Source organism: Serratia sp. TSA_7, from assembly GCF_052692135.1.
Map to the genome: position 1 here is coordinate 140,189 of NZ_JBQZFU010000006.1, position 25,448 is coordinate 165,636.

Annotated in this window: 30 protein-coding genes; 14 read left to right on the forward strand and 16 right to left on the reverse strand. The window is 57.6% G+C overall.

Annotation, left to right across the window (positions count from 1 at the left end; all coding sequences use genetic code 11):
* Window positions 1-46: 46 nt before the first annotated feature.
* Window positions 47-817: a class I SAM-dependent methyltransferase gene (locus ACUTQW_RS18690; protein ID WP_006323874.1), complete on the reverse strand. Its 771-nt coding sequence runs from the start codon at window positions 815-817 to the stop codon at window positions 47-49.
* A gap of 181 nt (window positions 818-998) precedes the next feature.
* On the opposite strand from ACUTQW_RS18690, the gene ACUTQW_RS18695 reads away from it, so the two are divergent.
* From ACUTQW_RS18695 to ACUTQW_RS18705, 3 genes are all read left to right on the forward strand, one after another.
* Window positions 999-1,784 carry a helix-turn-helix transcriptional regulator gene (locus ACUTQW_RS18695; protein WP_006323872.1) on the forward strand — a complete coding sequence of 262 codons (786 nt, stop codon included), beginning with the start codon at window positions 999-1,001 and terminating at the stop codon, window positions 1,782-1,784.
* Window positions 1,785-1,909: 125 nt separating this feature from the next.
* Complete coding sequence (locus ACUTQW_RS18700) at window positions 1,910-2,659, forward strand: DUF2076 domain-containing protein (RefSeq protein ID WP_020438529.1); 750 nt, start codon at window positions 1,910-1,912, stop codon at window positions 2,657-2,659.
* 102 nt (window positions 2,660-2,761) lie between these two features.
* Window positions 2,762-3,313 (forward strand): GNAT family N-acetyltransferase, encoded by a 552-nt coding sequence (locus ACUTQW_RS18705; protein ID WP_006323870.1) that lies wholly within the window; start codon window positions 2,762-2,764, stop codon window positions 3,311-3,313.
* Here ACUTQW_RS18705 and ACUTQW_RS18710 read toward each other — a convergent pair.
* The 5 genes from ACUTQW_RS18710 to ACUTQW_RS18730 form a co-directional block, all read right to left on the reverse strand.
* Complete coding sequence (locus tag ACUTQW_RS18710) at window positions 3,310-3,564, reverse strand: hypothetical protein (RefSeq protein WP_004949148.1); 255 nt, start codon at window positions 3,562-3,564, stop codon at window positions 3,310-3,312. The genes ACUTQW_RS18705 and ACUTQW_RS18710 overlap by 4 nt on opposite strands.
* 87 nt (window positions 3,565-3,651) lie before the next feature.
* Window positions 3,652-4,116, reverse strand: a complete 465-nt coding sequence (locus ACUTQW_RS18715; protein WP_006323868.1) for a thiol-disulfide oxidoreductase DCC family protein — start codon at window positions 4,114-4,116, stop codon at window positions 3,652-3,654.
* A gap of 70 nt (window positions 4,117-4,186) precedes the next feature.
* Window positions 4,187-4,519 carry a hypothetical protein gene (locus ACUTQW_RS18720; protein ID WP_006323866.1) on the reverse strand — a complete coding sequence of 111 codons (333 nt, stop codon included), beginning with the start codon at window positions 4,517-4,519 and terminating at the stop codon, window positions 4,187-4,189.
* A 175-nt stretch (window positions 4,520-4,694) separates the two neighbouring features.
* Entirely contained in the window at window positions 4,695-5,321 is a 627-nt protein-coding gene (ycaC, locus tag ACUTQW_RS18725) for an isochorismate family cysteine hydrolase YcaC (RefSeq protein WP_004949145.1), read from the reverse strand.
* A 121-nt stretch (window positions 5,322-5,442) separates the two neighbouring features.
* A complete protein-coding gene (locus ACUTQW_RS18730; RefSeq protein WP_445654931.1) occupies window positions 5,443-6,324 on the reverse strand; it encodes a pirin family protein in 882 nt (293 codons plus the stop codon).
* A gap of 126 nt (window positions 6,325-6,450) precedes the next feature.
* Here ACUTQW_RS18730 and ACUTQW_RS18735 point away from each other — a divergent pair, with 126 nt between their 5' ends.
* On the forward strand, window positions 6,451-7,359 hold the full coding sequence (locus tag ACUTQW_RS18735) for a LysR family transcriptional regulator (RefSeq protein ID WP_006323863.1): 909 nt from the start codon (window positions 6,451-6,453) through the stop codon (window positions 7,357-7,359).
* Here the strand turns inward: ACUTQW_RS18735 and ACUTQW_RS18740 are convergent, their stop codons facing one another.
* Together ACUTQW_RS18740 and ACUTQW_RS18745 are read right to left on the reverse strand one after the other, a co-directional pair.
* Window positions 7,360-7,743 carry a VOC family protein gene (locus ACUTQW_RS18740; RefSeq protein ID WP_020438527.1) on the reverse strand — a complete coding sequence of 128 codons (384 nt, stop codon included), beginning with the start codon at window positions 7,741-7,743 and terminating at the stop codon, window positions 7,360-7,362.
* Window position 7,744: 1 nt separating this feature from the next.
* On the reverse strand, window positions 7,745-8,527 hold the full coding sequence (locus tag ACUTQW_RS18745; protein ID WP_041417696.1) for a DeoR/GlpR family DNA-binding transcription regulator: 783 nt from the start codon (window positions 8,525-8,527) through the stop codon (window positions 7,745-7,747).
* A gap of 173 nt (window positions 8,528-8,700) precedes the next feature.
* Between ACUTQW_RS18745 and ACUTQW_RS18750 the strand changes: the two genes are divergently transcribed.
* Window positions 8,701-9,318: a hypothetical protein gene (locus ACUTQW_RS18750; protein WP_004949140.1), complete on the forward strand. Its 618-nt coding sequence runs from the start codon at window positions 8,701-8,703 to the stop codon at window positions 9,316-9,318.
* A gap of 35 nt (window positions 9,319-9,353) precedes the next feature.
* Here ACUTQW_RS18750 and ACUTQW_RS18755 read toward each other — a convergent pair whose 3' ends face one another.
* The 3 genes from ACUTQW_RS18755 to pagP all read right to left on the reverse strand — a co-directional run bounded on the left by ACUTQW_RS18755 (window position 9,354) and on the right by pagP (window position 10,969).
* Window positions 9,354-9,617, reverse strand: a complete 264-nt coding sequence (locus tag ACUTQW_RS18755; RefSeq protein WP_037432234.1) for a putative hemolysin — start codon at window positions 9,615-9,617, stop codon at window positions 9,354-9,356.
* A 97-nt stretch (window positions 9,618-9,714) separates the two neighbouring features.
* Window positions 9,715-10,200 carry a DUF2501 domain-containing protein gene (locus ACUTQW_RS18760; RefSeq protein ID WP_037432232.1) on the reverse strand — a complete coding sequence of 162 codons (486 nt, stop codon included), beginning with the start codon at window positions 10,198-10,200 and terminating at the stop codon, window positions 9,715-9,717.
* 175 nt (window positions 10,201-10,375) lie between these two features.
* Window positions 10,376-10,969 carry a lipid IV(A) palmitoyltransferase PagP gene (pagP, locus tag ACUTQW_RS18765; protein ID WP_173401957.1) on the reverse strand — a complete coding sequence of 198 codons (594 nt, stop codon included), beginning with the start codon at window positions 10,967-10,969 and terminating at the stop codon, window positions 10,376-10,378.
* Window positions 10,970-11,860: 891 nt separating this feature from the next.
* On the opposite strand from pagP, the gene ACUTQW_RS18770 reads away from it, so the two are divergent.
* Window positions 11,861-13,537, forward strand: a complete 1,677-nt coding sequence (locus tag ACUTQW_RS18770; protein ID WP_020438523.1) for an alpha-keto acid decarboxylase family protein — start codon at window positions 11,861-11,863, stop codon at window positions 13,535-13,537.
* A gap of 22 nt (window positions 13,538-13,559) precedes the next feature.
* Here the strand turns inward: ACUTQW_RS18770 and ACUTQW_RS18775 are convergent, their stop codons facing one another.
* A complete protein-coding gene (locus tag ACUTQW_RS18775; protein ID WP_006323849.1) occupies window positions 13,560-14,468 on the reverse strand; it encodes a LysR family transcriptional regulator in 909 nt (302 codons plus the stop codon).
* A gap of 65 nt (window positions 14,469-14,533) precedes the next feature.
* On the opposite strand from ACUTQW_RS18775, the gene ACUTQW_RS18780 reads away from it, so the two are divergent.
* A complete protein-coding gene (locus ACUTQW_RS18780) occupies window positions 14,534-15,379 on the forward strand; it encodes an alpha/beta fold hydrolase (RefSeq protein ID WP_006323848.1) in 846 nt (281 codons plus the stop codon).
* Window positions 15,380-15,407: 28 nt separating this feature from the next.
* Window positions 15,408-16,016: a glutathione S-transferase gene (locus ACUTQW_RS18785; protein ID WP_006323847.1), complete on the forward strand. Its 609-nt coding sequence runs from the start codon at window positions 15,408-15,410 to the stop codon at window positions 16,014-16,016.
* Here ACUTQW_RS18785 and ACUTQW_RS18790 read toward each other — a convergent pair.
* Window positions 16,013-17,128 (reverse strand): DUF1615 domain-containing protein, encoded by a 1,116-nt coding sequence (locus ACUTQW_RS18790; RefSeq protein ID WP_020438522.1) that lies wholly within the window; start codon window positions 17,126-17,128, stop codon window positions 16,013-16,015. The two genes, ACUTQW_RS18785 and ACUTQW_RS18790, sit on opposite strands and share 4 nt — an antisense overlap.
* Before the next feature lie 132 nt (window positions 17,129-17,260).
* Between ACUTQW_RS18790 and ACUTQW_RS18795 the strand changes: the two genes are divergently transcribed.
* The 4 genes from ACUTQW_RS18795 to ACUTQW_RS18810 all read left to right on the forward strand — a co-directional run bounded on the left by ACUTQW_RS18795 (window position 17,261) and on the right by ACUTQW_RS18810 (window position 21,181).
* Window positions 17,261-17,731 carry a GNAT family N-acetyltransferase gene (locus ACUTQW_RS18795; RefSeq protein WP_006323844.1) on the forward strand — a complete coding sequence of 157 codons (471 nt, stop codon included), beginning with the start codon at window positions 17,261-17,263 and terminating at the stop codon, window positions 17,729-17,731.
* A 123-nt stretch (window positions 17,732-17,854) separates the two neighbouring features.
* The gene (gene tehB / locus ACUTQW_RS18800) at window positions 17,855-18,715 is read left to right on the forward strand and encodes an SAM-dependent methyltransferase TehB (protein ID WP_006323843.1); all 861 of its coding nucleotides are present in this window, start codon (window positions 17,855-17,857) and stop codon (window positions 18,713-18,715) included.
* 170 nt (window positions 18,716-18,885) lie between these two features.
* A complete protein-coding gene (leuE, locus tag ACUTQW_RS18805; RefSeq protein WP_006321256.1) occupies window positions 18,886-19,524 on the forward strand; it encodes a leucine efflux protein LeuE in 639 nt (212 codons plus the stop codon).
* 157 nt (window positions 19,525-19,681) lie between these two features.
* Window positions 19,682-21,181, forward strand: a complete 1,500-nt coding sequence (locus tag ACUTQW_RS18810; RefSeq protein WP_004949121.1) for an aldehyde dehydrogenase family protein — start codon at window positions 19,682-19,684, stop codon at window positions 21,179-21,181.
* 35 nt (window positions 21,182-21,216) lie between these two features.
* On the opposite strand, the gene feaR is transcribed toward ACUTQW_RS18810, so the two are convergent.
* Together feaR and ACUTQW_RS18820 are read right to left on the reverse strand one after the other, a co-directional pair.
* A complete protein-coding gene (gene feaR / locus ACUTQW_RS18815; protein ID WP_004949118.1) occupies window positions 21,217-22,131 on the reverse strand; it encodes a transcriptional regulator FeaR in 915 nt (304 codons plus the stop codon).
* A gap of 194 nt (window positions 22,132-22,325) precedes the next feature.
* On the reverse strand, window positions 22,326-22,964 hold the full coding sequence (locus tag ACUTQW_RS18820) for a DsbA family protein (RefSeq protein ID WP_037432229.1): 639 nt from the start codon (window positions 22,962-22,964) through the stop codon (window positions 22,326-22,328).
* 231 nt (window positions 22,965-23,195) lie between these two features.
* Between ACUTQW_RS18820 and ACUTQW_RS18825 the strand changes: the two genes are divergently transcribed.
* On the forward strand, window positions 23,196-23,444 hold the full coding sequence (locus ACUTQW_RS18825) for a hypothetical protein (protein ID WP_006323841.1): 249 nt from the start codon (window positions 23,196-23,198) through the stop codon (window positions 23,442-23,444).
* Between the two features lie 352 nt (window positions 23,445-23,796).
* Window positions 23,797-24,045: a hypothetical protein gene (locus tag ACUTQW_RS18830; RefSeq protein ID WP_037432227.1), complete on the forward strand. Its 249-nt coding sequence runs from the start codon at window positions 23,797-23,799 to the stop codon at window positions 24,043-24,045.
* 157 nt (window positions 24,046-24,202) lie between these two features.
* Here the strand turns inward: ACUTQW_RS18830 and ACUTQW_RS18835 are convergent, their stop codons facing one another.
* On the reverse strand, window positions 24,203-25,435 hold the full coding sequence (locus ACUTQW_RS18835) for a YncE family protein (RefSeq protein ID WP_004949110.1): 1,233 nt from the start codon (window positions 25,433-25,435) through the stop codon (window positions 24,203-24,205).
* Between the last annotated feature and the right edge of the window lie 13 nt (window positions 25,436-25,448).

The window sequence follows — 25,448 nt, forward strand, 5'->3', positions numbered from 1 at the left end:
TTGATTGCGTTTAACAGGGCAGCCCTTATCGGCTGCCCTGCTGTTTTTAGGCTTTCGCCGCCTCAAACATCATAATGTCGCTGGTGAAGGATCCGTCCGGTTGGATGGCAAAGTGCTGAAGTACTTCTTCAGAAACGCCCTGCTGCAACGCGCGAATGGCGGTAACGAAATGCTCCGGCGTACGCATGCGCGCCACCCAACTGCCGAACTCCAGATACAACCGATCCGAAGTGACCTCCCGCGCCACCAGCCCAGCCTCAGTCAGCAGGCTCAGCCATTCACCCGGCGAATAATTTCGCACATGCGAAGTGTCGCGCAGCACTTCAACGGTTTGCAGATAAATATCCAACAGCGGGTGCCCCGGCGACACCACATCCATAAAGATCGCCATGCCGCCCGGTTTCAGCACGCGTTTAACTTCACGCAGCGCCTGACCCACGTCATGCCAGTGGTGCGCCGAGTAACGGCTGATCACCAGATCAAAGCCGGCATCGTCAAACGGCAGCGATTCCGCCACGCCCTGCCGTACCTGAATATTGCTCAGCCCTTTATCCACTGCCGCCTGGCTAACCACCTCCAGCATCTGTGCGGACAAATCATAGGCCACGACCTGAGCCACTTTCGCCGCCGCGGTAAAGCTGGCGTGCCCGGCCCCACAGCCCAGATCGAGCAGCCTGGCATCGGCATGGGGTTCCAGCAATGTTGCCAGGCGTTGCAAATCTTTGCCCTGCGCGTGCACCGCGCTGGTCAGGTAGGCGCTGGCCTGCTCGCCGAACTGACGATCGACCGCATTTTTATGGCTGTTGCTGATGCTCATGTTTGCTCCTGTTATTGTCGGGCTTGCGCCCGTGCCGCATGGCTTTCTATTAGGGTGTTTCCGTCATTGCACCTGAGCGCCGCTGGCGGTCACAAACAATTACGGGATACAACCCACTATAATCAGGCTGATATACGGGTACAATATAAGCAGTTATCCTAGTATGAGCAGGTACCCCCCTATGCAATCCGAAGCCTTATCCGGCCCCAAAGCCCTCGGCGCCTTTCTGCGCGCCCACCGCGAGCGCATCACGCCAGACATGTTGGGGCTGCCCAGCGCACCGCGCCGCCGCACCAGCGGCCTGCGGCGTGAGGAGTTGGCACAAATCAGCGGCATCAGCGCCACCTGGTATACCTGGATAGAGCAGGGGCGCGAGGTGTCCATCTCTCCACATACGCTGGCGCGCATTGCCAAAGCGTTACGACTGGGGCATGCCGAACGTCACTACCTGTTTACCCTGGCACGGGTGGCCGATCCCGAGCAGGAACAGCATCAGGACATCGCCAACAGCACCGTTTTGCAAAGCGTTTACCAGGTGGCAGTCCCCTGTTATCTGCTGGATCTCACCTGGAATATCCTTGCCTGGAATCCGCAAGCGGAAACCCTGTTCAGCGGTTGGCTGGGCCAAGCCAAGACACCCAATCTGCTGCACTTTATGTTTTTCCACCCGCTGGCGAAGACCCTGGTCTGCGACTGGGACGATCGCGCTCGGCGCGTGGTGGCCGAGTTTCGCGCGGAAACCAGCCATCACCAGAATACCGAAGCGATGCGCGCCTTCGTGCGCAACATGACGCACAACAGCGAAGCCTTTAATCACTGGTGGAAGCAACATGACGTGATGGCGCGCGAGGGCGGCGAACGGGAGTTCACTCATCCGCAGCAGGGGGCGCTGCGCTATCGGCAACTGACCTTTCATCCGGCGGAAAACAGCGCGCTGAAGCTGGTCATGCTGATCCCTTTGGCGTAACTGGTAACAAATTCATAAACAGGTTTACTCACCATTTATTTATTGGTTAACACAAACGCGCTAGGGTGATAGCTACCGATGATAATCATCATCAAGCTTTGTTATTTATCTCCTGAGGTAACCCTATGCAATCTGAAGAACAACGCCTTATCGATGGTTTGTTTGGCCGCTTGAAAGAAGCCGAGACCAAGACGGGCCAGAGGGATCTCCAGGCAGAGCAGCTCATCAACCAGCACATCCGTGAACAACCTTCTGCGCCTTATTATATGGCGCAGGCGATGATCATTCAGGAAGCGGCGCTGAAGCAATTGGACCAGCGGGTAAAAGATCTGGAGAACCAGATCGCTCAGCAGCAGCAAAATAGCGCCAGCCAACAGAGCAGCGGCGGCTTCCTGGCCGGGTTGTTCGGCGGTGGCAGCCGCAATACGCCAAGCCCGCGCGATCAGTACCAGGCGCAACAGCAAAATAATGCAGCCTGGAATAATCAGCCGCAGGCGGGTTATGCCCCGCAGCAGCAGCCACAACAAGCGCCACAGCAAGCGGCTGCGCCTTCTCGGGCCGGCGGGTTCCTCGGCGGCGCATTGCAAACTGCGGCAGGTGTGGCGGGTGGCGTGGTGTTGGCCGACATGCTGACCGGCATGTTCCGCCATTCGCAGCCGCAAGAGATTGTGAACATTATCGACGAAACGCCGGCACAGCCGGTGGACGACAGCGCAATGAGGGAGTTTGACGCGTCCAACAACCTCGACACCTTTAACAACGGCGACAGCCGCTTCCTGAATCAGGACAACGGTTTCCAGAACGCAGGTTATCAAACCGACGACAGCGCCGATTTCGCGGATGACGACTACAGCGACGACGATTCATTTATCTGATTCTGCCCCCCCCTCTCCGCCCGGAGAGGGGGTTTATGTTTTCTCCCCCGTGCAGTTGGTCTACAGTTAAACCTACCCAATCACAGCAGGTTACGAGAATCCATGCCGAAGATGTCCCCTACCGATCCCTATATCAGCACCCGCTTGGTGATGCGCCCACCGGTGGCCGACGATCTGGCCAGGTTTTACGCCATTTTCGGCGATCCTGAAACCCAGCGCTTCAACCCTGCCGGCCCCGTTGTCAGCGAAGAGCAGGCTAAGCAGGCGCTTACTGAACGCATAGATACATGGCGGCAACGCGGTTATGGCTCTTGGGCGATTGCGCTGCGTGAGCGGCCGGAGTGGATCATCGGCTTCGGCGGGCTGTCGTGGCATCCGCTCGGCGCGCAGCGCACGGTGAATCTGGGTTACCGTTTCGATACGCAGGTCTGGGGAATGGGGTTGGCCACGGAGATGGCGCTGGCCGCGCTCGAATATGGCTTCGAACTCCTGGGGCTGGATGAGATTTCCGCCACCGTGCGTGCAAACCATCAGGCCTCGCGTCACGTGTTGGAAAAAGCGGGACTGCGCTTGGTGGATACGCTAAACGACGTGCCTGGCGCCGAGCCAAGCCTGATTTATACCCTGATGCGCAGCGACTATCAGGGCGGTTAAACGGAGGCGTCGTCGTTGATTTCCGCCAGCACCCGACGATAGGATTTCACTTTCTTGCGCTTCTTCAACCAGATGGCGGTGGAAACGATAAAGATCACCCCGGACATGGCCATCACACCAATCGGGTGGCCGTAAAACACCATCAGGGCAAAATAAACGGCTGAAACTATCGCTACCCATTTCGCCGAATTCCCCACGGCGTTCTTTTCGTGGGTTAAACGGCGGAGATGCTCTTCTTCACTGATTCCCATACGCACTCCTTTTTTGGTTGAACGTTCCATTATATGGAGCCAGAACGCTGATATTTCAAGCAATTAAACGGTAAAGAAGCGTAAAGCTCAGCGGGAGCGGCGGAAACCGGAATGCAGGTAGCGCCCCGGCAGATCGGCGCCGGGCAAGGCGGTGCCGTCATTGCGGCCAAATAGCCGGTAGCGATTGCTCGCCACCGCATTGTAAACCCCATCGGCCAGCCGTTGCGGCAGAAAGCGCGCCAACGCCAACAGGCGAAATGGCCAGCCAAGCTGGCGTAACGCCTGAAAAAACGCCGCCGAACGCAGCCAATGGTGCCCCTGCTCAAGATAAACGATGGAGTCGACAGGGCCAGTGGGCAACCCCAGCCAGGTCAGGATCGCCAGCCCTTCCGCCGATTGCACCGTCGCCAACAGGATTTTGGCTTGTCGATCGGCGCGGATAAGATATCTCACCAACCCATGGCAAAGATTGCATTCGCCATCGAATAACAGCACCCGATCGCCAGGCTGTAGATAAGAAGAGAGATTAGGGGGGAGCTTTGGCGAATTCATCCTGCCTCCTGAGGTGATCACCCCAGACTAGCGCGCATTCCCCCCCAGAGCCAGCAGACTGGTGCGGCTTTTAAGAGGCCGGCGGTGCTGGCGGCGTATCCGGCAATGCCACGACCGAAATTCGTACTTCATAATGCTTGGCGCTGCCGGCCGGGATCACCGAAGTCAGCTTATTGATGGTTTCGGTCGGGTTGTCGCTGGCAGAGGTGGCGCAGAACACCTCCCCACCGTGACAGAAGCCAGGTTTGGGCATATGCCCCTCCGGGAAAGGCGGCAAGCGGAAGTCTTGCCCTGCCGGCGGCGCATTTTTATCTGTCGGAGCCGGAGCGGAAAGCGCGCTGACGCTGAACAGCGTCGCGGCGGCCAGGAAAGGCAGTGCCAGTACTTTGCGTGCATTTTTCATGATATTGACCTCATTTGCCGGGATTAGGGTTAACCTACCCCGCCCCCGGCAGATGAGAAAGCCGCTTTTCACGACCTTTTCACACCGATGATCTTTGCTTACATCCTGACGCCAACGTGATTAAAGCTTAAGGATCTTGTAAAGATACATCGGTATTTGCATCCCGCTAGCCGTCTTATTTGCCGCGAGTCAGCGTGCTGTAGCTGGTCATCAGGTTGCGGTAGTCCGGGATATGATTGGAGAACAGCGCGCCCAGCCCTTCCACATCGTTACGCCAGTCGCGGTGCAGCTCGCAGGCCACGCCGAACCAGGTCATCAGTTGCGCGCCTTCGGCTTCCATGCGGCTCCAGGCCGACTGACGCGTCAGCTCGTTGAAGGTGCCGGAGGCGTCGGTGACCACAAACACCTCAAAACCTTCGCTGAGAGCGGACAGCGCCGGGAACGCCACGCACACCTCGGTGACCACGCCGGCGATAATCAGCTGTTTGCGGCCGGTGGCTTTTACCGCTTTTACGAAGTCGTCGTTATCCCAGGCGTTAATCTGCCCCGGGCGAGGAATGAAAGGTGCGTCAGGGAATTGGGCCTTCAATTCCGGCACCAGCGGGCCGTTCGGTCCCTCTTCGAAACTGGTGGTCAGGATGGTTGGCAGGTTGAAATACTTCGCTAAATCACCCAGCGCCAGTACGTTGTTTTTAAAACGATCGGGATCGATATCACGTACCAGCGAAAGCAGCCCTGCCTGATGATCCACCAGCAATACGGCGGCCTGATCCTTGTCGAGGCGTTTGTAATTTGCAGCCATGGTTTACTCCTGTTGGGTTTTGATTATTGCGGATATAGCGCCCCAGCCACAACGCCGGGAGCGCAGAGGTTTAAGTGTAGTGTCTGACCCGGAGAACTTGCTCCGGGTCAGGGAGGATGGCTTAACTCGCCCCGTACTCAGCCGCCATAGTGCCGAACTTGCCGCCGTTGAAATCGCTGAAAGCCTGCTGGATTTCAGCGTCGCTGTTCATCACGAACGGACCGTAGCCGACGATAGGCTCATCGATCGGTTCACCGCTCAGCACCAGCAAGGCGACATCGTTGTTGGCTTCGATAGTGATCGAATCGCCCTCACGGTCAAACCTGACCATTTGGGTTTCGCGCACCACTTCCTCGCCGTTAACATGAATGGCACCGTGCAGCATCACCAACGCCAGGGTATGGCCTTCTTCCACCGTCAACGTGGTGGTGTGGCCGGCGTTCAGCTTCATATCCCACACATTGAGCGGGCTGAAGGTGCGCGCCGGGCCGGCGTGGCCGCCAAAGTTACCGGCAATCACCCGCACCTGCCCTGCGCCGTCCGCCAGCGGAACCACCGGGATATCCGCACTCAGCAGCGTCTGGTAACCCGGCTCGGCCATTTTGTCCTTGGCCGGCAGGTTGACCCACAGTTGCACCATTTCCATGGTGCCGCCGTTGCGCGAGAAATCCCGTGAATGGAACTCTTCGTGCAAAATACCCGAGGCGGCCGTCATCCATTGCACGTCGCCGGGGCCAATCACCCCGCCGTTGCCGGTGGAATCGCGGTGCTCCACTTCCCCCTGATACACGATGGTCACCGTTTCAAACCCGCGATGCGGGTGCTGGCCAACGCCGCGGGTGCCGGAGGCGGAGCGGAATTTGGTTGGCGCGGCATGATCCAACAGCAGAAACGGGCTCATTTCCGCCCCCAGATCGTTGTAGGAGAACAGCGAATTCACCAGGAAACCGTTGCCGACCCAATGGGCTTCAGGGCTGTCGTAAATACCGAGGATCTTTTTCATCTTGCACTCCTGTTTCAGGTCTCGCGACCTTAGGTTGATGCCAGAAGTCTAATTGAACGCCATTTGCCGCAGTAGTAGGCAAGATGTACACTCAGCGTTCTACATATAGAACGACAAGGACGGGCGATGTTCACCGATTTGAACGATCTGTTTTATTTCGCCAGCGTGGTCGATCATCAGGGATTTGCACCGGCCGGCCGGGCGTTGGGCATCCCGAAGTCCAAGCTCAGCCGCCGCGTGGCGCTGCTGGAAGAGCGCTTGGGCGCGCGCCTGATCCAGCGTTCAACCCGGCGTTTCTCCGTCACCGAAGTCGGTCAGAACTATTACGTTCACTGTAAGGCGATGCTGGTGGAGGCCGACGCCGCGCAGCAGGCCATTGAGCAAACCCGCGCGGAGCCCTGCGGAACGGTGCGCATGTCTTGCCCGGTGGCGCTCCTGCATACCCGCGTCGGCAGTATGGTGGCGGCCTTTATGGCCGATTACCCCAAGGTGACGGTCCATCTGGAAGCCACCAATCGCCGGGTGGACGTCGTGGGCGAAGGCCTGGATCTGGCGATCCGCGTGCGGCCGCCGCCGCTGGAAGACAGCGATCTGGTGCTGAAGATCCTGGCTCAGCGCATCTGGTACATCGCCGCCAGCCCCGCGCTGGTACGGACCCTTGGCCCGGTGCAACGGCCTGACGAATTGGATAAATACCCGACGCTCGATCTCGGGCCGGCGCGGGCACAACATCAGTGGCAACTGACCGGGCCGGACGGTGAGAAAGTGGAATGGGAGCACAGGCCGCGGCTGGTTACCGACGATATGCTGATGCTGCGTACCGCGGCGATTGCCGGCGTCGGCATTGTGCAGTTGCCGTCGATGATGATGCGCGACAACATGCTGCGCGGCGAGCTGGTGCCATTGTTGCCCGACTGGCAACCGCAGGGCGGCGTTGTGCATGCGGTCTATCCGTCGCGCCGTGGGCTGCTGCCGGCGGTCCGGTTGCTGCTCGATTATTTGTCCCGGCAGTTCGCGATCCTCGAAGAAGAGTGATCAGGCGGTAATTTCGATGGCGTTACCGTCGGGATCACGGATGATCGCTTCGTAAAAACCATCGCCGGTCCAGCGCGGTGGCGCCTGCAGAATACCCTCCTGCCGGGCGCGCTGCGCCAACAAATCGACCAGGCCCTCGTCGCCGACCGACAGCGCGATATGCGCCCAACCCACGCGCTCGTTGGCCTGCTCCGCCGGCAGCAGATCCGGCAGGCGCATAATTTCCAGCTGCGGACCGCAAGCCAGGCTGACAAAGCGGGAAACAAAACCCGGGCGGTTGCGGCTAACGTATTCTTCGCCGGCAACGCCGTTGAAATAGCGCTGCCAGAACGCCACCTGGGCATCGATATCGCGGGTCCACAGTGCAACATGGGCTATTTTCATCTCAGTCTCCGTTAGGTGAATCGCCATACAACACCTTGCCGCCTCCCTGGATCACCTGCTGTTCGAGTTGCGGATGCCCGCCGCTCAGGGTAACCAGATAATCGACCCGCCCGGCGGGCAAAAAGGTATAAGGGGCGAAGGTATTGAGTTTGTCGCGGGTGCACAGCACCGCGACGTTGCCCGAGCGCGTCAGCAGGCGCTGCTTGAACTGGGCATCCTGGTAATTGAGCGCCGAAAAACCACTGGCCGGGTCGTAGGCACAGATGCCGATAAAGGCCATATCAAAATGAAAACCGTCAATTTCCTGCGCGGCTTTCGCATCCACGCAGCCGCCCACCTCGGCATCCAATTCGCCACCGATTAAAATCGTGCGTATCCCCGGCCGTTCCAGCATTTTACCGGCAATGGAAAGCGCGTTAGTAACTACGGTCAGCCGCTGGTCGCGCGGCAGCAGGTCGGCCAGATACAGATGAGTGCTGCCGGCATCAAGGAAAATGATCTGCCCTTGCGTCACCAACTCCCGCGCGGCCAGCGCCAGCGCCTGCTTCTCATCGCCGCTTAAATGTAGCCGTTCACTCATCGGCCCGGATGCCGGCGTGGGCGCCAGCGCGCCGCCATAAATGCGCTTGCATAGGTTTTGCGCCGCCAACTGGCGCAGATCGCGCCGAATGGTGGCTTCGGTGGTATTCAGGCGTTCCGCCATTTCAGCCGCCAACACCCGCCCCTGGCGCTGCAAAGTGGCGAGGATCGCGTCATGACGTTCGTTGGGTAACAGTTTGGACATTTTCAAGCTCAAAGGTGAATAACTGATCATAAATGTACATAAACGAACAAAAACGTACAACAATCAGGAGAAAGAAAAATGCCGGGGAGGGATTTTCGTCGGCGAGATGTTGGCTATACTGAGGCAAGCATCGTTACCGCAGAACGTAACGGCTTGGGCGCTAAGGGAAAAAGATGCTGTTGAAAATCGCGAAGTGGCTATTTCAATTACCGGGCAGGCTGTTCGGATCCATCTTCAGGAATCGCCTGACGATTTTTATCTTCTTTATGCTGATTGCCGCTGGGGTATTCAGCGCCAAACGCTATCTGCGCGCACATCAACATGACGATGAATTTGTGACGACCGCCCCCATCGATTACAACCGGGCAAACCTGCGTGAAATGCCGCTGCGCGAAGCGCGTGAACAGTGCGGCGGACCGTTGCACGATAATGCAGGGCAAGCCTGGCCAGCCTCGGCAGGCTATCTGCATCAGCCGGAACGCCGGGCCAATGCCGGCCTGCATCGTCTGACGCTGGACAATCAAGGCAACGATTTTGCGGTGTTGGTCAGGCTGGAAACGCCCGCAGCGCCGCAACAGCTGGCGGAGGTGTTTATTCCCGCCGCCGGCAACTTCGATGTCAAAATCGATTCAACAGCGGAACACGTGATGAAAATCAAGAACATCAAGAGCGGCTGCAACTTCCGCTCCAAAGCGTTCACCCTGGGCAAAGACAGCGATTGGCGGATGCCGCTGAAGATGGGCTCGAACAGCGGCATCGAGTTCCAATCCATCAGCGATCGCGAGTTCTGATACGGCACCAGATGAAGGCTCCGATGCCGTCAAGCTTACTTCTTCACCGGGTGATCGCGCCGGAACAATTCCCAGCTCTCGATTTCCTGGCCGCTCGGCAAGGTGCAGGTGGAATACTGGCCGTCGGCGTTGTGCCTGGCGTTCAGCTTGCCGCCGATCTCGGTGCAATAAACGTCTGCCGGGTTTGCCATCCCGACCGCTTTCACCTGCGGCGGTGGCGGCGCCTCGGGCGTTTTTACCGTACAACCTTGCAGCAGCGTCACCCCTGCCAACAGGGAGGTCATCAGAATTCTTTTCATTTTTGCTCTTATCGACCCCATGAATTTCACGTTGCAGTTTGAAATACGACGGGGAAATAAAAACGGCGGGTGGCCGCAGCCCCCGCCGTTCAGGCTATCAGGAAATAAAGGACGCACCCTGCTTGAGCACCAGATCGCAGGCTTTTTGCTTCACTTTCTCGGTGATTTGCGAAACGCCCAAGTTGTTCAAATCCAGGCTTTTGCCTTCGCCGGTTTTCAACAGACCGCCCAGCCCTTGCTGGTAATCCTGGCTCTTGGCGTTTTCAGTGCTGCTGATGCCTAACTTACTCAGCAATTGGTCTTTCACCGCTTCGGTGCCATTGGCCGACAACACATTGTTTTTCACGCAATATTGCAGGATGCCGGCAGCGTTGGTCATGCTGCCGGCACTCAGCGCTTTATCGCCGCCATTCAGCAGGCTGGTCAGGGAAGACAGCGAGGTGCCGCCAGTGCTGCCCCCTGACTTGGTCAGTTCACCGGCGGCGCTGCTGATGGAATCCATCAGCCCGGCAGCCTGCGCTGCCCCGCAGGTCATAGCCGTGGTCAAGGTCAGCGCCAACAGTAAACGATGTTTGGTATTCATGGGGGTAAAGCTCCTGTTATTTCCCGAAAACGGCGCGCTCTACGCAATGCGCCGGGTCACCTCTTCCGACGCCATCGTTGCCGACAAGTTCCTTTTATCTGGTGCGGCAGCCGTTTTTCAGAATTCAGGTAATTTTTTTGGGGGGAGAGCAGAGGGCCCAAAGGCCCGCTGGAAATCAGAACTGCCAGCGCAGCCAGGCGAAGAACACGTTGCCGTTGTTATAAGTGCCGGGAATGTAGGTCGCCTGGAAGGTCAGCTGTTTATAGCCGATCGACGCCAGCGGCAACGGCGCCGGGATAGGAATGTAGTTCCAGTTATCCCGCGCGGTAATGCTGGCGGTAAACCCCAGCCCCAGGCGGAAATCCTTGTCATCCAGCGGCCGCCAGATTTTCTCGTAAGCGTAACCGCCGATGGGTTCCCACTTATTGAACGAATCCTTGAACGCCATCAGATAGATACCGTGCCAGTCTCCGTCGCTATCGTAGCGCGATATGCCATAACCGGCGCCCCAGGGCCGCTCATTGTACTTGTCGATGTGCTCGTCATCGTAAGTCCAGCGGTTATGCCAGGTGATGGCCGGCAGATAGATGTCTTTATTCGGCGAGTTATTCCAGGTTTCCGACACGTTATCGGTGAAACGCTGCCACAACCCCGGTTTTTCAGCCTGCGCGGAATTGCTATTTCCTGCACCAACCTCTGCGTAAGAAGGTAGTGCAGGAAATACCAATGCCACCGAGCAAGCCAAAATTGTCCGTTTAAAAAACATCATAAAGCTCCTGTAAAATTAAGGCCGGGGATTCTTACCGATCGCATTGGCAAGATCAAGCTGTATCTTATTTATCCAAGATATTTTCCCTGCCCTGTTGTCACTTGGTTAAGTTTAGCTATCGGCAAGGAATATTACCCCGCAGGTCCTATTCCGCGCGCTCAGCCTACTGCTCGCCAAATACCCCGTCTGTCGGAAAACTCCGCAATAATGGAAAGCTCCACGGCATGGGACGATCTTCGTCTTCACGCAAAGTGTAGCGAAATCGTTACTCCCGCCTGAGGGGGAAATGTGATGGCTACCCCATTTGCAACTGCGGCTGAAAGCCCACTTTTCAGGCCGCCCCCATCAAACCGAGGCCTGTCAGAATGCTGCATTTATGTAAATACAATGTTACATGCGTGCAGCATTGCAAATAACCGTTCAGGCTGGCGTTGGATCACCTGCAATTTAATGAGAGAACCCAGCGGAGATACTTAAAAAGAGTTATTTATGTTGAAAGGTCATGCGGGAAAAGCAAAAAAGTAACGGCACTAAAAAACGGGGATTAACCCTGCCGGCAAAAGTACCGAGAGATTGCCGAACGCCCCATTATCTGCGCGCCCTATCCCGATTTTACTGGTCAATCAGATTCAATGAAAAATGCCACCGTCCAATAACCTTATTTTTAATATTGATTAATGACAACGTAAACCCCCAAATACAATTCCGCCGTTTCCCACACCACCCCCTCAGCTTGAACAAGCGAGGAGTTTACATAATGGTTAAAACAAGCGAGAAAAACCCGTCTGCGCCAGAGCGGATTATTTCATTAATCGCCACACAACATCGCCGGCAAAGTATTTTGCTGATTTCTGCCTGATAAAAGAAAAGAGATAAAATCCGGAGAAACACATGAAAATCACTATTGGAGCCTTTATTCTGCAACAGCTCCGAACCCTGAGCATCGATCGTATTTATGGCGTGCCCGGCGATTATAACCTGGCACTGCTGGAACTGATTGAACAGCAAGGCGAACTTGAATTTATCGGTAATTGTAACGAACTGAACGCCTCTTATGCTGCCGACGGCTATGCGCGGTTGAAAGGTGCCGGAGCGCTAATCACTACCTACGGCGTTGGTGACCTGGCCGCTCTGTCCGGCATTGCCGGCGCCTATGCCGAATCCGCACCGGTGATCTGCCTGTCCGGCACCCCGCCGCTGCATGCGATGAAAAACCATGAACTGCTGCACCACACGCTGGCGGACGGTAACTTTGATAACGTCATGAACTGCTTTAAACAGTTCACCGTCGCCCAAGCATTAATCACACCGGAAAATGCGGCAGTGGAAATTCCGCGCGTTATTTCCCGCGCCTGGACGGAAAAGAAACCGGTTTATTTACAGTTGCCTTCCGATATTTGCGATGTAGAAATTGAAATAGCCCAGACGATCGCCCCACCGCAATTACCGCAAAGCGACCAATATAATGTCCAACTGGCGGCGATGGCGCTGCTGGCGCGCATCAAACAGGCGAAAAAACCGATTATTCTGGTCGACCAAATGGTGGATCGTTTTCAGCTACAGCAATTAGTTGTCGACGTCGCACATAAATTTGCGATCCCACTCACCAATATGCCGACGGCAAAATGCATTATCCCGGAAACCACCGCAGGCTGGATGGGGGGCTACAGCGGCGACCTGTCACGCCCCGAGTTGTACGAACACATGGCGAACGCCGACTGCGTGCTGACTTTCGGCGTACGCCTGGTCGATTCCACCACCGGGTATTTCTCGCATCAAATCCCTGCCGGCTCGCAAATTGATATTCAGCCTTTCTCGCTGAAACTGGGCAAGACCTCCTACCCGGCGGTAGCGGCGGCGGACCTGTTGCAAGCGCTGCTGGCGCTGGATAAAGGCATGGCGGCCCCGCCGCTGGCACCGCTCCCCGAACACAAGCACAGGCTGGCGACACCGGGCGAAGCGGCTCTCGATCAGGACTATTTCTGGCAACGGATGCAGCGCTTTATTCGGGCGGATGACGTGCTGGTGGTGGAGAACGGCACCTCAGGGGCGGCGATTGGCGGCATGCGCATGCCGGACGGCGTGAAAGTGGTTAATCAGCCGATCTGGGGGTCGATTGGTTATACTCTGCCGGCGCTGCTCGGCACCCTGATGGCCGCGCCACATCGTCGGCACCTGCTGTTTATTGGCGATGGATCCTTCCAGCTCACCGCTCAGGAGCTCTCCACCCTGCTGCGCTATGAGCAAAAGCCCATCATTTTCCTGATTAATAACGACGGCTACACTATAGAGCGCTACATTCTCGGGGAGAATTCGTCTTACAACGACATTGGCCCCTGGGATTACGCCAAACTGCCGGCGGTGCTCAACACCCAGGCTACGCCGTTCAGCGTGGCGGTCGAAACCACTCAACAGCTGGAGCTGGCGCTGGAACAGGCTTCACGCCAGGATCGGCTGGCCTTTATCGAAGTCAAGGTGCCGATGATGGATACCCCGCCGGTGATGAAAGAGTTCTGCAACCGCTGCAATAACTTCAACTTCGGCCTGACCAACCCGCGCCGCGCCTAACCGCGCCGTTATCCGCCGCGTCTCAGGAAGCGGCCGTTTTCCCCAGCGCCTGTACGATCCGCTGTTGCAGCCTTTGCAGCAGCGGATGATGCCGCCTGGCGCCCAGGCGCAGCGCATTCACCACTTCGGGCAGCGGCATGCTGCGTTCAAACCCGGCATCGACCTGCACCCGGCGATCGAGACATTGCTGGCTGAGCAGACCAATCCCCATTCCCGCAGAAATGGCCACCAGCATGCCGGCTATCGAGGGGCACTCAACGCAGACCCGGTAATCGATGCCCGCCGCGCTTAGGCGCTCCTCCGCCAGGCCGCGGTAAAAACAGTCCGGCCCGTAGCTCACCAGCTTCACCCTCTCGCCCGGCTGGTAATGCCACCCAGGCGGGACGCACCAATGAATGCGTTCGCTTTCCAACGCCACATCCTCGGTGCTCAGGGCATCGCGGAACTGCTGATGCAGCACCAGGTCGAGATCCCCTTTCGCGAGAGCAGCACGCAATACCTGGCTTTGTTCAATCACCAACTGCACGTCAACCTGCGGATGCTGATGGGTAAATGCCGTCAGCAAAGCGGCCAATTGGGCCAGCGGCATCTGTTCCGTGGCGCCAAAACGCACCACGCCCTGCAATGATGAAAGTGAAAAGTGGGCCAGCGCCCGATCGTGAGCCTGCAGGATGCGCCGTCCGTGCAGCAGCAGCGCCTCGCCGTCGGCGGTGGCGGTCAACACGCCGCCCTGACGATCGATCAGAATACGGCCCAGCTGTTCCTCCAACCGTTTGATTTTCCAGCTCACCGCCGACTGGCTGAGATTGAGCTGTTGCGCGGCGCGCGTCATGCTGCCGGTATCAATGACGCTTTGCAGCGCCCGTAATGCATCGATGGATAAACGCGGGGTCATCAGCACGCCATGACAAAAGTGGGATTTATTCACCATAACTTGTCATTGGCGTCATGAAAAGAGAATGCGTAGGTTGGGTACAGCCAACCCATGGAGAGATCATGATGAACGACTTCCCTACCCTGCTCGATCGGCACATTATCGTCGGTGGCCATCGCATTGCCGCCGGCGTGCACGGTGCAGGCGATCCGCTGGTGCTGGTGCACGGTACGCCCGCCCACTCGATAATCTGGCGTGACCTGCTGCCCAGGTTGACGTCTGCGGGCTTTCAGGTCCACCTCTACGATTTGCTGGGCTTTGGCGCGTCAGAGCGCCCGCTGTCGGCAGACACGTCGATTGCCGCACAGGCGGAGCTGCTGATTGGGCTGCTGGACCACTGGCAACTGGATACCGCCCACGTCTTCGGTCACGATATTGGCGGCGCGCTGTCATTGCGTGCGGCGTTTAGCCATGCGGAGCGCTTTCGCTCGCTGACCATCGCGGATATTTGCAGCTACGATTCCTGGCCTTCTCCCACCTGGCGCGGCATTCGCGATAACTATCGTCAGTACGCCGTGATGGACGAGCGGCAGCATGAGCAAACCCTGGAGCGGCAACTGAAAATGGCGGTGTTCGACAAATCGCTGATGGAGGGTGAATTATTGCAGCGCTATTTGGCGCCGATCGTCGGCGTGGTCGGCCAACCGGCGTTCTATCAGCAGCAAATCGCCCATTACAACGCCCGCTATACTGAGGATTTCGCACAGCGCCTGCCCGAACTGCGCCTGCCGGTGCAGATCCTGTGGGGCGAAAACGATGAATGGCAGCCGGTCAGTTACGCCTACCGTTTGCAGGCCGACATTCCCGATGCCAGGCTGCAGGTGATCCCCCGCGCGGGGCATTTTCTCATGGAAGACGCGCCGGAGACGGTGGCGCAACTGTTGGCGGCATTTATACATTCACTTTAAACGGGCAATATGCCCAGGAGAAAACCTGATGCAATTGATTGGCATGCTGGATTCACCCTATGTGCGCCGGGTGGCTATTTGCCTGAAATTATTGGGCATAGAATTTGAACACCGCGCCGTGTCGGTATTTAGCGATTTTGAACGATTCAAAACCCTCAATCCGGTGGTGAAAGCCCCGACGCTGGTGCTGGCCGACGATCAAATCCTGATGGATTCGTCGCTAATTCTGGAGTACGCCGCCGGGCTGGTTCCCGCCGGCCAGGCCCTGTTGCCGGCGCAGGGACCCGCACGGCTGCGCGCTTTGCAACTGACCGGGCTGGCGCTGGCCGCCTGCGAAAAAACGGTGCAAATCGTTTATGAACAGCAGCAGCGCCCGCAGGAGAAACAGCATCAGCCGTGGTTGGATCGCGTTCAGGGCCAATTGCAGGCGGCTTACGCCGAACTGGAAAAACTGCTGGCGCAAACCGCCGCCATACCGCAGGTTATGGGCAGCGCGGAGGTCAGCGTGGCGGTGGCCTGGAGCTTTACTCAACTGATGCTGCCCGAACGGATCACCGCGCAGGCGCACCCGGTGCTGGCGGCGTTTGCCGCCCAAGCCGAGCGACACCCCGCGTTTATCAGCACCCCGCAGGTTTAACCCGCCGATGCGCGCGCCAGGCAACGCTGGCGCCGCTCATCCACCCGTTTGGCAAACCAGGCGGTGGTGAGTTTACGGGTGATTTTCGGGCTTTCCAGCTGGATGCCCGGCAGCATTTCACGCGGCAGTTTCTTGCCGGCCGTTTTTTCCGCCAGCGCATAGACCCGCTCATAAAGACGGGTGTCGGCAAATTCGAGCAGATCCCCTTTCTCCAACGCCCCGCGAATCGCCGAATCGCTCATATCCAACCTTTTGCCGAGCGTACGCACCGCCAGCTCGGTGGAGCCGGGCTTATCGGTGCCGTAGTTAATCAAGTCGCCGTCCAACGCCAACGGAATGCCGGTCGCCCGGCTGACCGCACTCTGGAACGCCGCATTGCGGCTGGCGTACCAGCCGGCATTGAAATCGGCGAAGCGGTAGATCGGCTGGCTGTAGTCGGCCGGGTAGCCCAACAGGTGCGCGATGCCAAAGTACATACCGCCACGGCGACTGAACACTTCACGGCGGATCGAACCGTCGATCGGGTACGGATACCCTTTGGCGTGCGCCTCGGCAAAGGCGATGCTCACCTGCATCGGCCCGGCGGTATGCACCGGGTTCAGGCTGCCGAACAGCTTTTGCCCCATCGGCACCGTATCGATCATGTCATCAAAGATATCGCTCAGATCCTTCTCGGTGCGCACTTTATCCAACCGCTCGCTGTAACTTTTGCCGTTCGGCGATTTGATCAGCAGTGCGGTATGCACCAGGAAGTTCGGGATATGCAACTGGTCGGCACGGCGGTCGATCTCTTTCCAAGCGATGCTGGGCAACCCCGCGACCGGTGGATTGGCCTGGAAGGTCGACTCTTGCTCGGTCACCGCCAACACCGAACACAGGTTTTCGGTGTTCGGTTCTATGCCCTGTGCGGCAAAGGCGGAGGTAATGTCGGTGGCCCAACCCTGGCGATCGGCCGCGTTGGCCGGCATCAGCCGCACCAGTTGCGCCTTGACGTCGGCGGGGCGATGCTCCGGCGCTGTCGTGGTTTTCGTAGTACAACCGGCCAGCACCAGCAGCGCGGCCAGGCTCAACGGACGCAAGGTCATCGAATTGATATAACGGCGAATTGGCATCTTTTCCCTGATCGTTTGGCATAATCTGCACTGACGTTAGCCCAGCCGGAGAACGCGATCCAGTTAAAAATAGGCTAATCAGATCGCCTGGGCTAAGCTCTGACGGCGAAATAAACATCAAGGGATAATCCAATGATTGAACTCAGGGACATGAGCCCGCAAGAATTTGAGCGCTATCGCACTCACGGCATCGAGGAATACGCTAAGGATCTGGCACGCGTGCTGCTGTTGAACCGGGAGCAGGCGCTGGTTGAAGCTACCGCCTCCTTCAACGACTCGCTGCCCAACGGGGCGGCAACGTCGGGCCATCGGCTGGTTTGCGCTCGGCTGTCAGGCTCGGCAGAAAATATCGCCATCGTTTGGTACGCCATCAAACAACGAACTTACGGCAAGCAGCTGTTTATTTATGATTTTGAAGTAGTAACCACCTGGCGCGGCAAAGGTTACGGCGAACAAATTCTGAACGCTGTGCTGGACGCCGGCCGGGCCGACGGCGCGGAATATGCCGAGCTGGCGGTCTTCAACGACAACCCCACTGCGGCACGGCTGTACGCCCGGCTGGGCTTCAACGCGGTAAACACCCGTATGCATCGCAGGTTGTAAACCGCGCCTTTCCTCCTTGCAGGCATTTTCAAAGGGCCAATAAACATGTATTTTATATGCAACATATAAAATCATTTTGTTCGCCCGCTACGCGCCGGCAACGCCCTGCCTCAGGAGAGACGCATGAACGATCTGCTTTGTTATAAAACGCTGCCGCAATGGAACAGCGCAACGCTGCCGGCCGCCTTCCAGCAAAAACACAATACCCAGGCCGGCACCTGGGCCAGGCTTACCCTGCTGAGCGGTACCCTGACCTTCGCGCTGATGACGCAGGAAGGTGAAACCACCGAAACCTGGCAGTTCAGCCCCGAGAGCCAACCGCCGTTTATCGAGCCGCAGCAATGGCACCGCATCGTTTCCTTCTCGGATGACATGATCTGCCAGTTGGCGTTCTACTGTTCGCCGGAAGATTACTACGCTAAAAAGTATGAGCTGACGCGCACCCACTCGGAAGTGATCGAAGCCGCGCGGCAAATCGCCCCCGGCAAGACGCTGGATCTGGGCTGCGGCGGCGGGCGCAATTCGCTTTACCTCAACCTGAAAGGCTTTGACGTCACCGCCTGGGACAAACACTCGCCGTCGATCGACAAGCTCAACGGCATCATCGACAGCGAAGCCCTGTCGCACATCCGCGCCGGCACGCTGGACCTCAACACCCACTCTTTCAGCGGCGAATACGACTTTATTCTCTCCACCGTGGTGTTCATGTTCCTGAACCGGGAGCGGATCCCCTCGCTGGTGCAAGAGATGCAAAATGGCACCCTCAGCGGCGGCCATAACCTGATCGTCGCGGCGATGGATACCCCGGATTACCCGTGCAGCCTGCCCTTTCCGTTCACCTTTAAGCCAGGCGAGCTGAAAGACCATTACCGGGGCTGGGAAATTCTCAAGTACAACGAAGACGTTGGCCAACTGCACCGAACCGACACCGCCGGCAACCGCATTTCCCTGCGTTTCGCCACGCTGCTGGCACGAAAGCCCTAATCCTGAGCAAAAAATTGGCGTCAGCGCCGCGGATGTCGACTGACGCCATTTTCGGCAAACAACATGAAGTTTATTACGTTGCCAACCCACCTCTGCGGCGTTAGGATCGCGCACGGCTACGGGCGTAGCCAGTTTTTTTGCCTGTCAGTTCCGCGCATGGAGAGGTTATTGTGTTAGAAAGTTTTGGCGTCCTGAATCTTTGGACCTATCTGGCCGGGGTGATTTTCATCATCATCCTGCCGGGCCCGAATACGCTGTACGTACTGAAAACCGGGGTTTCACGCGGCGTACGCGCCGGCTATACCGCTGCGCTGGGCGTGTTTATCGGCGATGCGATCCTGATCTTCTGCGCCTATATCGGCGTGGCCTCGTTGATCCGCACTACGCCGTTCCTGTTTACCCTGGTGCGTTTCCTCGGTGCGATTTACCTGCTGTTCCTGGGCGCAAAAATCCTCTACGCTACCTTTATCCAGAAAAACGCGGCGCAGCAACAGCAGGTTGAAGGCGGCCACAGCATCCTGCGCAAATCGCTGACGCTGAGCCTGACCAACCCGAAGGCGATTTTGTTTTACGTGTCGTTTTTCGTGCAGTTTATCGATTTCAACTATGCCCACACCGGCCTGTCGTTCACTATCCTGGCCGTGATCCTCGAGTCGGTCAGCTTTATCTATATGACCACGCTGATCTTCTCGGGCGCAATGCTGGCGCACTTCTTTAACCATAAGAAAGGGCTGGCAAAACTGGGCAACGGCCTGATTGGCCTGCTGTTCCTCGGCTTCGCCACCCGCCTGGCGACGCTCAGCTCATAATCTTGTTTAGCAACGGCTGAGCGCCTCAGCCGTTGCCTCCTCGCAGGCTGTCACGCAGCACAAACCGAATGTCAGGCAGACAAAAGGCGATCCCGGCCGCCTGTTGTAGGCTTTGAAGGTTAACGATAACGACCTTTTTTGTCTGACAGGAGGGCGTATGCCTGACAATACCCAAGCAGTGATGGACAGCGTTTCGCGTTTTCTCGATCGTCAACACGGGCTGTATATCGACGGTCAATGGTGCGAGTCCAGCGCCGATGACCGGTTGGCGGTGTATAACCCCGCCGACGGGCAACAAATCTCCTCCACCGCCGATGCCAACGCGCAGGACGTAGCCCGTGCGGTGCAATCGGCCCATAAAGCCTTCACAACCGGAGCTTGGGCACAGCGCTTGCCGGCCGAACGCGAGCGTATTTTGCTGCGCTATGCCGATCTGGTTGAACAACACGCCGAAGAGTTGGCCCAGTTGGAAACGCTGGAACAGGGCAAATCGATCAATATCGCCCGCGCCTTTGAAGTGGGCTGCACGCTGAACTGGATGCGCTATACCGCCGGGCTGACCACCAAGATTGTCGGCCAGACCCTGGATGTGTCGATCCCGATGCCGCCGGGCGCAAAATATCAGGTTTACACCCGTAAAGAGCCGATTGGCGTGGTGGCCGGCATCGTGCCGTGGAACTTCCCGCTGATGATCGGCATGTGGAAGGTGATGCCGGCGCTGGCCGCGGGCTGTTCGATCGTGATCAAGCCGTCTGAAACCACCCCGCTTACCCTGCTGCGCATGGCCGAACTGGCCACCGAGGCCGGCGTTCCGCCGGGCGTATTCAACGTGGTGACCGGCCGTGGCACCGGTTGCGGCAAGGCGCTGACCGAACACCCGTTGATCGCCAAAGTGAGCTTTACCGGCTCCACCCCGGTAGGTAAAAGCATCGCACGCAGCGCGGCGGATCGCCTGACGCGCGTCACGCTGGAACTAGGTGGTAAAAACCCGGCCATCGTGCTGAAAGACGCGGATCCGCAGCAGGTGATCGAAGGCCTGATGATGGGCAGCTTCCTCAACCAGGGCCAGGTGTGCGCCGCCAGTTCTCGGATTTACATCGAAGCGCCGATTTACGACAGGCTGGTGGCCGGGTTCGAACAGGCGGTGAAATCGCTGTCGGTCGGGCCGGGCATGGATGCCACGGCACAGATAAACCCGCTGGTCTCACGCGATCACCGCAATAAAGTGGCAGCCTATCTGGATGATGCCAGAGCCAAGCACGCAGAGTTGATCAGCGGCGCTGCCGGGCCGGATGCGCAAGGATTTTACATCCCGCCGACGCTGGTGATTAACCCGGACGACAAGCTGAACCTGACGCGTGAAGAAGTGTTTGGCCCGGTGGTCAATTTGATCCGGGTCGCGGACGCCGAAGAAGCGCTGAGCAAGGCCAACGACACCGACTACGGCCTGACCGCCAGCCTGTGGACCACCAGCCTGCAACAGGCGATGGCTTTAACGCCGCGCATTCAGGCCGGCACGGTGTGGGTCAATACGCATACGTTGATCGACGCCAACATGCCGTTCGGCGGCTTCAAACAGTCCGGCAGCGGCCGCGATTTCGGCCCCGACTGGCTGGACGCCTATACCGAAACCAAATCGGTGTGCATTCGCTATTGATAATCGGCTAAATCATCAGGGCGCCGCCTGCGGCGCTACTGATACTGCTTGCGGTACTCGCTCGGCGAGACGCCAAAGCGGGCTTTGAAGGCGGTAGAAAAGTGGCTGTGATCGGTAAAGCCCCAGTCATAGCCGACCGTGGCCAGTTTTTGCCGCCCCGGCGCGCTGCGCAAGGCCTGCGCGCACAGGTCCAGACGGCGGTTCTTGATGTACTGGGCCACCACCAGCCCCTGACGGGCGAACATCCGGTACAGACTGCGTACCGAAACGCCAAGCTCCCCGGCGATCCACTCGGGCCGCAACTGCTCCGACTGAATATGCGTATCAATAAACGCCAGCGAACGGGCGAAGAGCTGCGGCTGCACTTCGGAAACCGCATCACGGCCGATAAGCGCCGGGCGCAGCAACGTCGCCACCGCGTTCAGGATCGCCTCGCTCTCTGCGGCGCTCATCTGCGGGTCCTGCATACTGCCCAATACCAACTGCCGGCTGAGCCGCACCACGCTGTTTTCCGCCTCAATCCGCCGTGCGCACGGCAAGTCGGCAACGCCCAGAGGCTGTTCGATATAGCTGCGCGGCATCAGTAAGGAAATTTGGCGGGAGTCTTGTTGAAAGGTAAAGCTGCTGGGCCGTGCAGCGTCTATTAACGTGATGTCACCGGCGGACAACACGGCCTGCCGGTCGCCTTGCTCCATCAATGCACTGCCGCGCAGTTGAAAGACGGTAAAAAAGTGCGAGCCGTCGCTGCGGGCAATCTCCTGCGGCGTGCGATACAGCCTGGTGTGGGCGGCATCCACTACGCTCAGGCGCAGCGCGTGCGCGCGAAACTCCTGTATCGCGCCGCTAAACCCCGGCCCCAGCGTCTTGGCGCAGAACCGGCCGCAGGCGGAATTGATTTTCCCCAACCACGCCTCAAATCCGGCGTCTCTGACCTGTGCGGAAATTGCCATGTTTTTCCCCTTCAAACGCCCGCGATAAAACCGCGAGCGTTGCTGAACAGAAAATAAACATAACAATCCGATAACACACAATCAACGCCGGGACGGCGATCTGGCGCAGGGATCACAAATTGTACATTTCGCCATGCACAAATGAAAAACCCGGCCGTAGCCGGGTCGGTCATAGTAAAGTTACCGGCGCACCGTTATGGCTGCGTATCCAACAAATACCGGACCACGGCCGCGAACTCCTGCGCGTAGCCGTCGATGCCGGTACTCGCCATACCGGCGTTATCGATCTTGTATTTGCCGGAAACATAAAACGACGGCGTCGCACGCACGTCCAGCGCCTTCACCGCCTCATTTTGCTTGGCTATCAGGCCTTTCACCAACAGGCTTTGGCGCGCATTTTCATAAGCGGCCACATCCACGCCGGCGGCGCTGAACACCCGCTGGATATCCTCAACGCTGTTGATGGCGCGCTTCTTTTGCAGCTCGTCAAACAGCGGCCCTTCAATTTTATCCTCAATCCCCAGCACCATCGCCACCGACCAGGCCTCGGTCAGTTCGTTACCCAGCTTGCCCATCAGGCCAACGTGATACTTGGTCAGTTTACTGCCGGCAGGCAGCGCCTGGCTGACGGTACTGCCAACATGGTAGGTGTCGGCAAACTGATAGCAGGGGCCGCAGTAGAAGGAGAAGAATTCCACTACCGCAGGGGCGGAGGCCACCGGCTTATCCAGGCGGGTATATTGATCGCCTTCGCGATAATCTGCCGCAGTGGCGGCAGGAAGCAATAACATCAGTAGCACAGCGGTGATCAATCGATTCATTTTAGCCAACATAAACACTCCCGTTTCAGATTCGACTATTGTCCCTAACGGCGGTGTTTATAATAAAATTATCGGTTCAAGGCCAGTTTTATTACCTTCTGTTTATAGGAGGTTGACACACATCAAAATCAAAACCTGAAAACCAGCGTTTCATTGGTATTCTCCACCTCAACCACTATCCTTGAAAAAGGAGAGTGAAATGCAAAGAATCCCGCGACTGGAGCCGGCGATATAGAGGTAAAAATGACACTGATTAATAAAAACGTGGGTGAATATGACTTCACTGCGGAAAAGAAAGGAGGGATGATCATCGGAACCATCAGCGGCGAGTTTCCGGACAGCGACGCTAACCTTCCTCTTCTGCCCTTCTCCGGCACTTTTTCAGCGCCTTCTGTCGCGGGGGCGATTGCGGATATTACGCGACAGTTCCCTGACATAGAACCCGCGATCGTCGATTTACTGCGAGAAGAGATGCTCAAGGCTGGGTTTTAGCCCGTATTATCTCAGTCGGCCGACATTCCCCGATTAGAATAATCTTACTTACGGAATCTTTTCGGTTTTCCTACTCTTTCCATATTGCTAACCTCCGCGTCGGAAGATAATACTAGCCACCTCGATTTAGTGACAAAGGTTATATTATGCGTCGTATTCTGATGTTCATCAGCGCGGTGACTATTAGCGCAATGCTGTCCGGCTGTTTATTCCCACCTCCGGGTGGCGGTGGTGGTGGCGGGCGAGGTGGCCCAGGCGGACCCGGTTATCACTTTAACGCACCACGCTAAATAATAGCCCCTTCAATAGGGGGCTTAATAAAAATATATTTATCAGAACTCAGGATGTAATAATGAAAAAACGGATGCTTATCATCGCCGCCGTAATGGCGTTAAATAGCGTACAGGTCTTCGCGGCGCCACCGGTAAATGAACCTAATGAAAAACCGATAATTCACCAGAATAATAAAAAACCGCATGACAATAAAATGCTGCCAAAGCCGCATCACAATAAAAAAACTCTCAGGAAAACGCATAAACCAGCACCGGAAAAACGCGCGCCAGAGGTTCGCCCCGAGCGCAGCCATGGTGCCGGTTATTGAATCTGCAGCCGCTCAAACAGCGGACAAAAAACACCCCAGGATGATCAGGTGGGCGTAGCATGCAGCGCCCCGACGAAGGGAAGCGAGCCTACCAGGGCGGTTTAGGCTGGACAGGCGAAAAGGCTGCGTCAGCGGTGGCTGACGCAGCGCGGTAACCTTAGTTTTTGTGCAGTTGAATGCGCACTACGCTTTCCGGTTTGCCGGCCTTGGTGCTCGCACCGTCGTTTTTCACCGTCACGAACAGCACATTATTGCGCGTATCCAGCGCCAGGCTGTTAGGGTGCGGCGGCAGCGCCACGGTTTGCAGGCGCTTGAGGGTGTTCGAATCAAACACCGTCAAGGTGCCCGCCCCCTGCTCGACGCGGATCCCATTACGGTTGGCAACGTACAGGCGTTGGTTGCCGTCGTCCAACAGCAGGCCGATCGGCACTTCATCCGTCAGTTCGCTGGCCAGCACCTTGCCGCTGTCCGCATCCAGAGCAAACACCCGGTGCCCGCTGCTGCGCTTGACATAGTCGTGCTCCAGATGAGTGTTGCGGTAGTCGTCACGATCGATCCCCTGATCCACCCCTAACAAACGGTTATTCTTGCCGTCATACACCAGGTTCAGCAATTGATCCGCCTGGATCTCTTTCGTCGAGGTGATTGCCAGCGTATCGGCATTCAGGGTGATCAACTGCCCCTGCATGTTGGAGACAAATACCCGCCGCCCTTTCTCGTCGAGCGTGATGCCCACCGCGTTATAGCCAAAACCGGGAATGATTTTTTCCAGCTTGTTATTGCGGGTGTCGACCACAAACAGCACGCTATCCACGCCAAACCCCAGCCCCGGCAGGAACAGGCGACCGGTCTGCGCGTCATATTTCACCTCGCGGATCCGGTACTGGTAATCCTCGGTGATCTTGAAGCGCTTAAGCTCCTTGAGCAGGAACTCCAGCCGTTTGCCGCTGATGCCCGCCTGTTTGTAGGTCTGCTCAAGCATCGTCTTTTCGGTCACCGGGATGCTGCTCAGCGCACGGTTGGTCTGAGTATCCACCACGCCGACCGAACCGTTGAAGCCCTGCGTCAGATACAGCCGTTTACCGGCATCATCCAGCGCCACGCCAAACCCCTTAACCTGCAGCGGGATCTCCGCCTGCACCGCCAGCGTTGCCGGATCCAGGCGCAGCACGCGAGAACGCGCCTCTTCCTTCCAGTCCGGCGCGCTGACGAACAGCGACTGCTGGCTTGGGCTGTAGGCTATCTCCACCAGCGTAGACGACAACGCCTGACGCTGGATATCCTCTGGTTTGATCCCGGCATCGCGGGCCTGTGCCGCGCCGGCCACCACCAACGAGGTTGCAATCAACAGCGACAGTAAGGCGCGGGGTGTTCCTATTGTTCCAGACATCCGTTTATCTCCT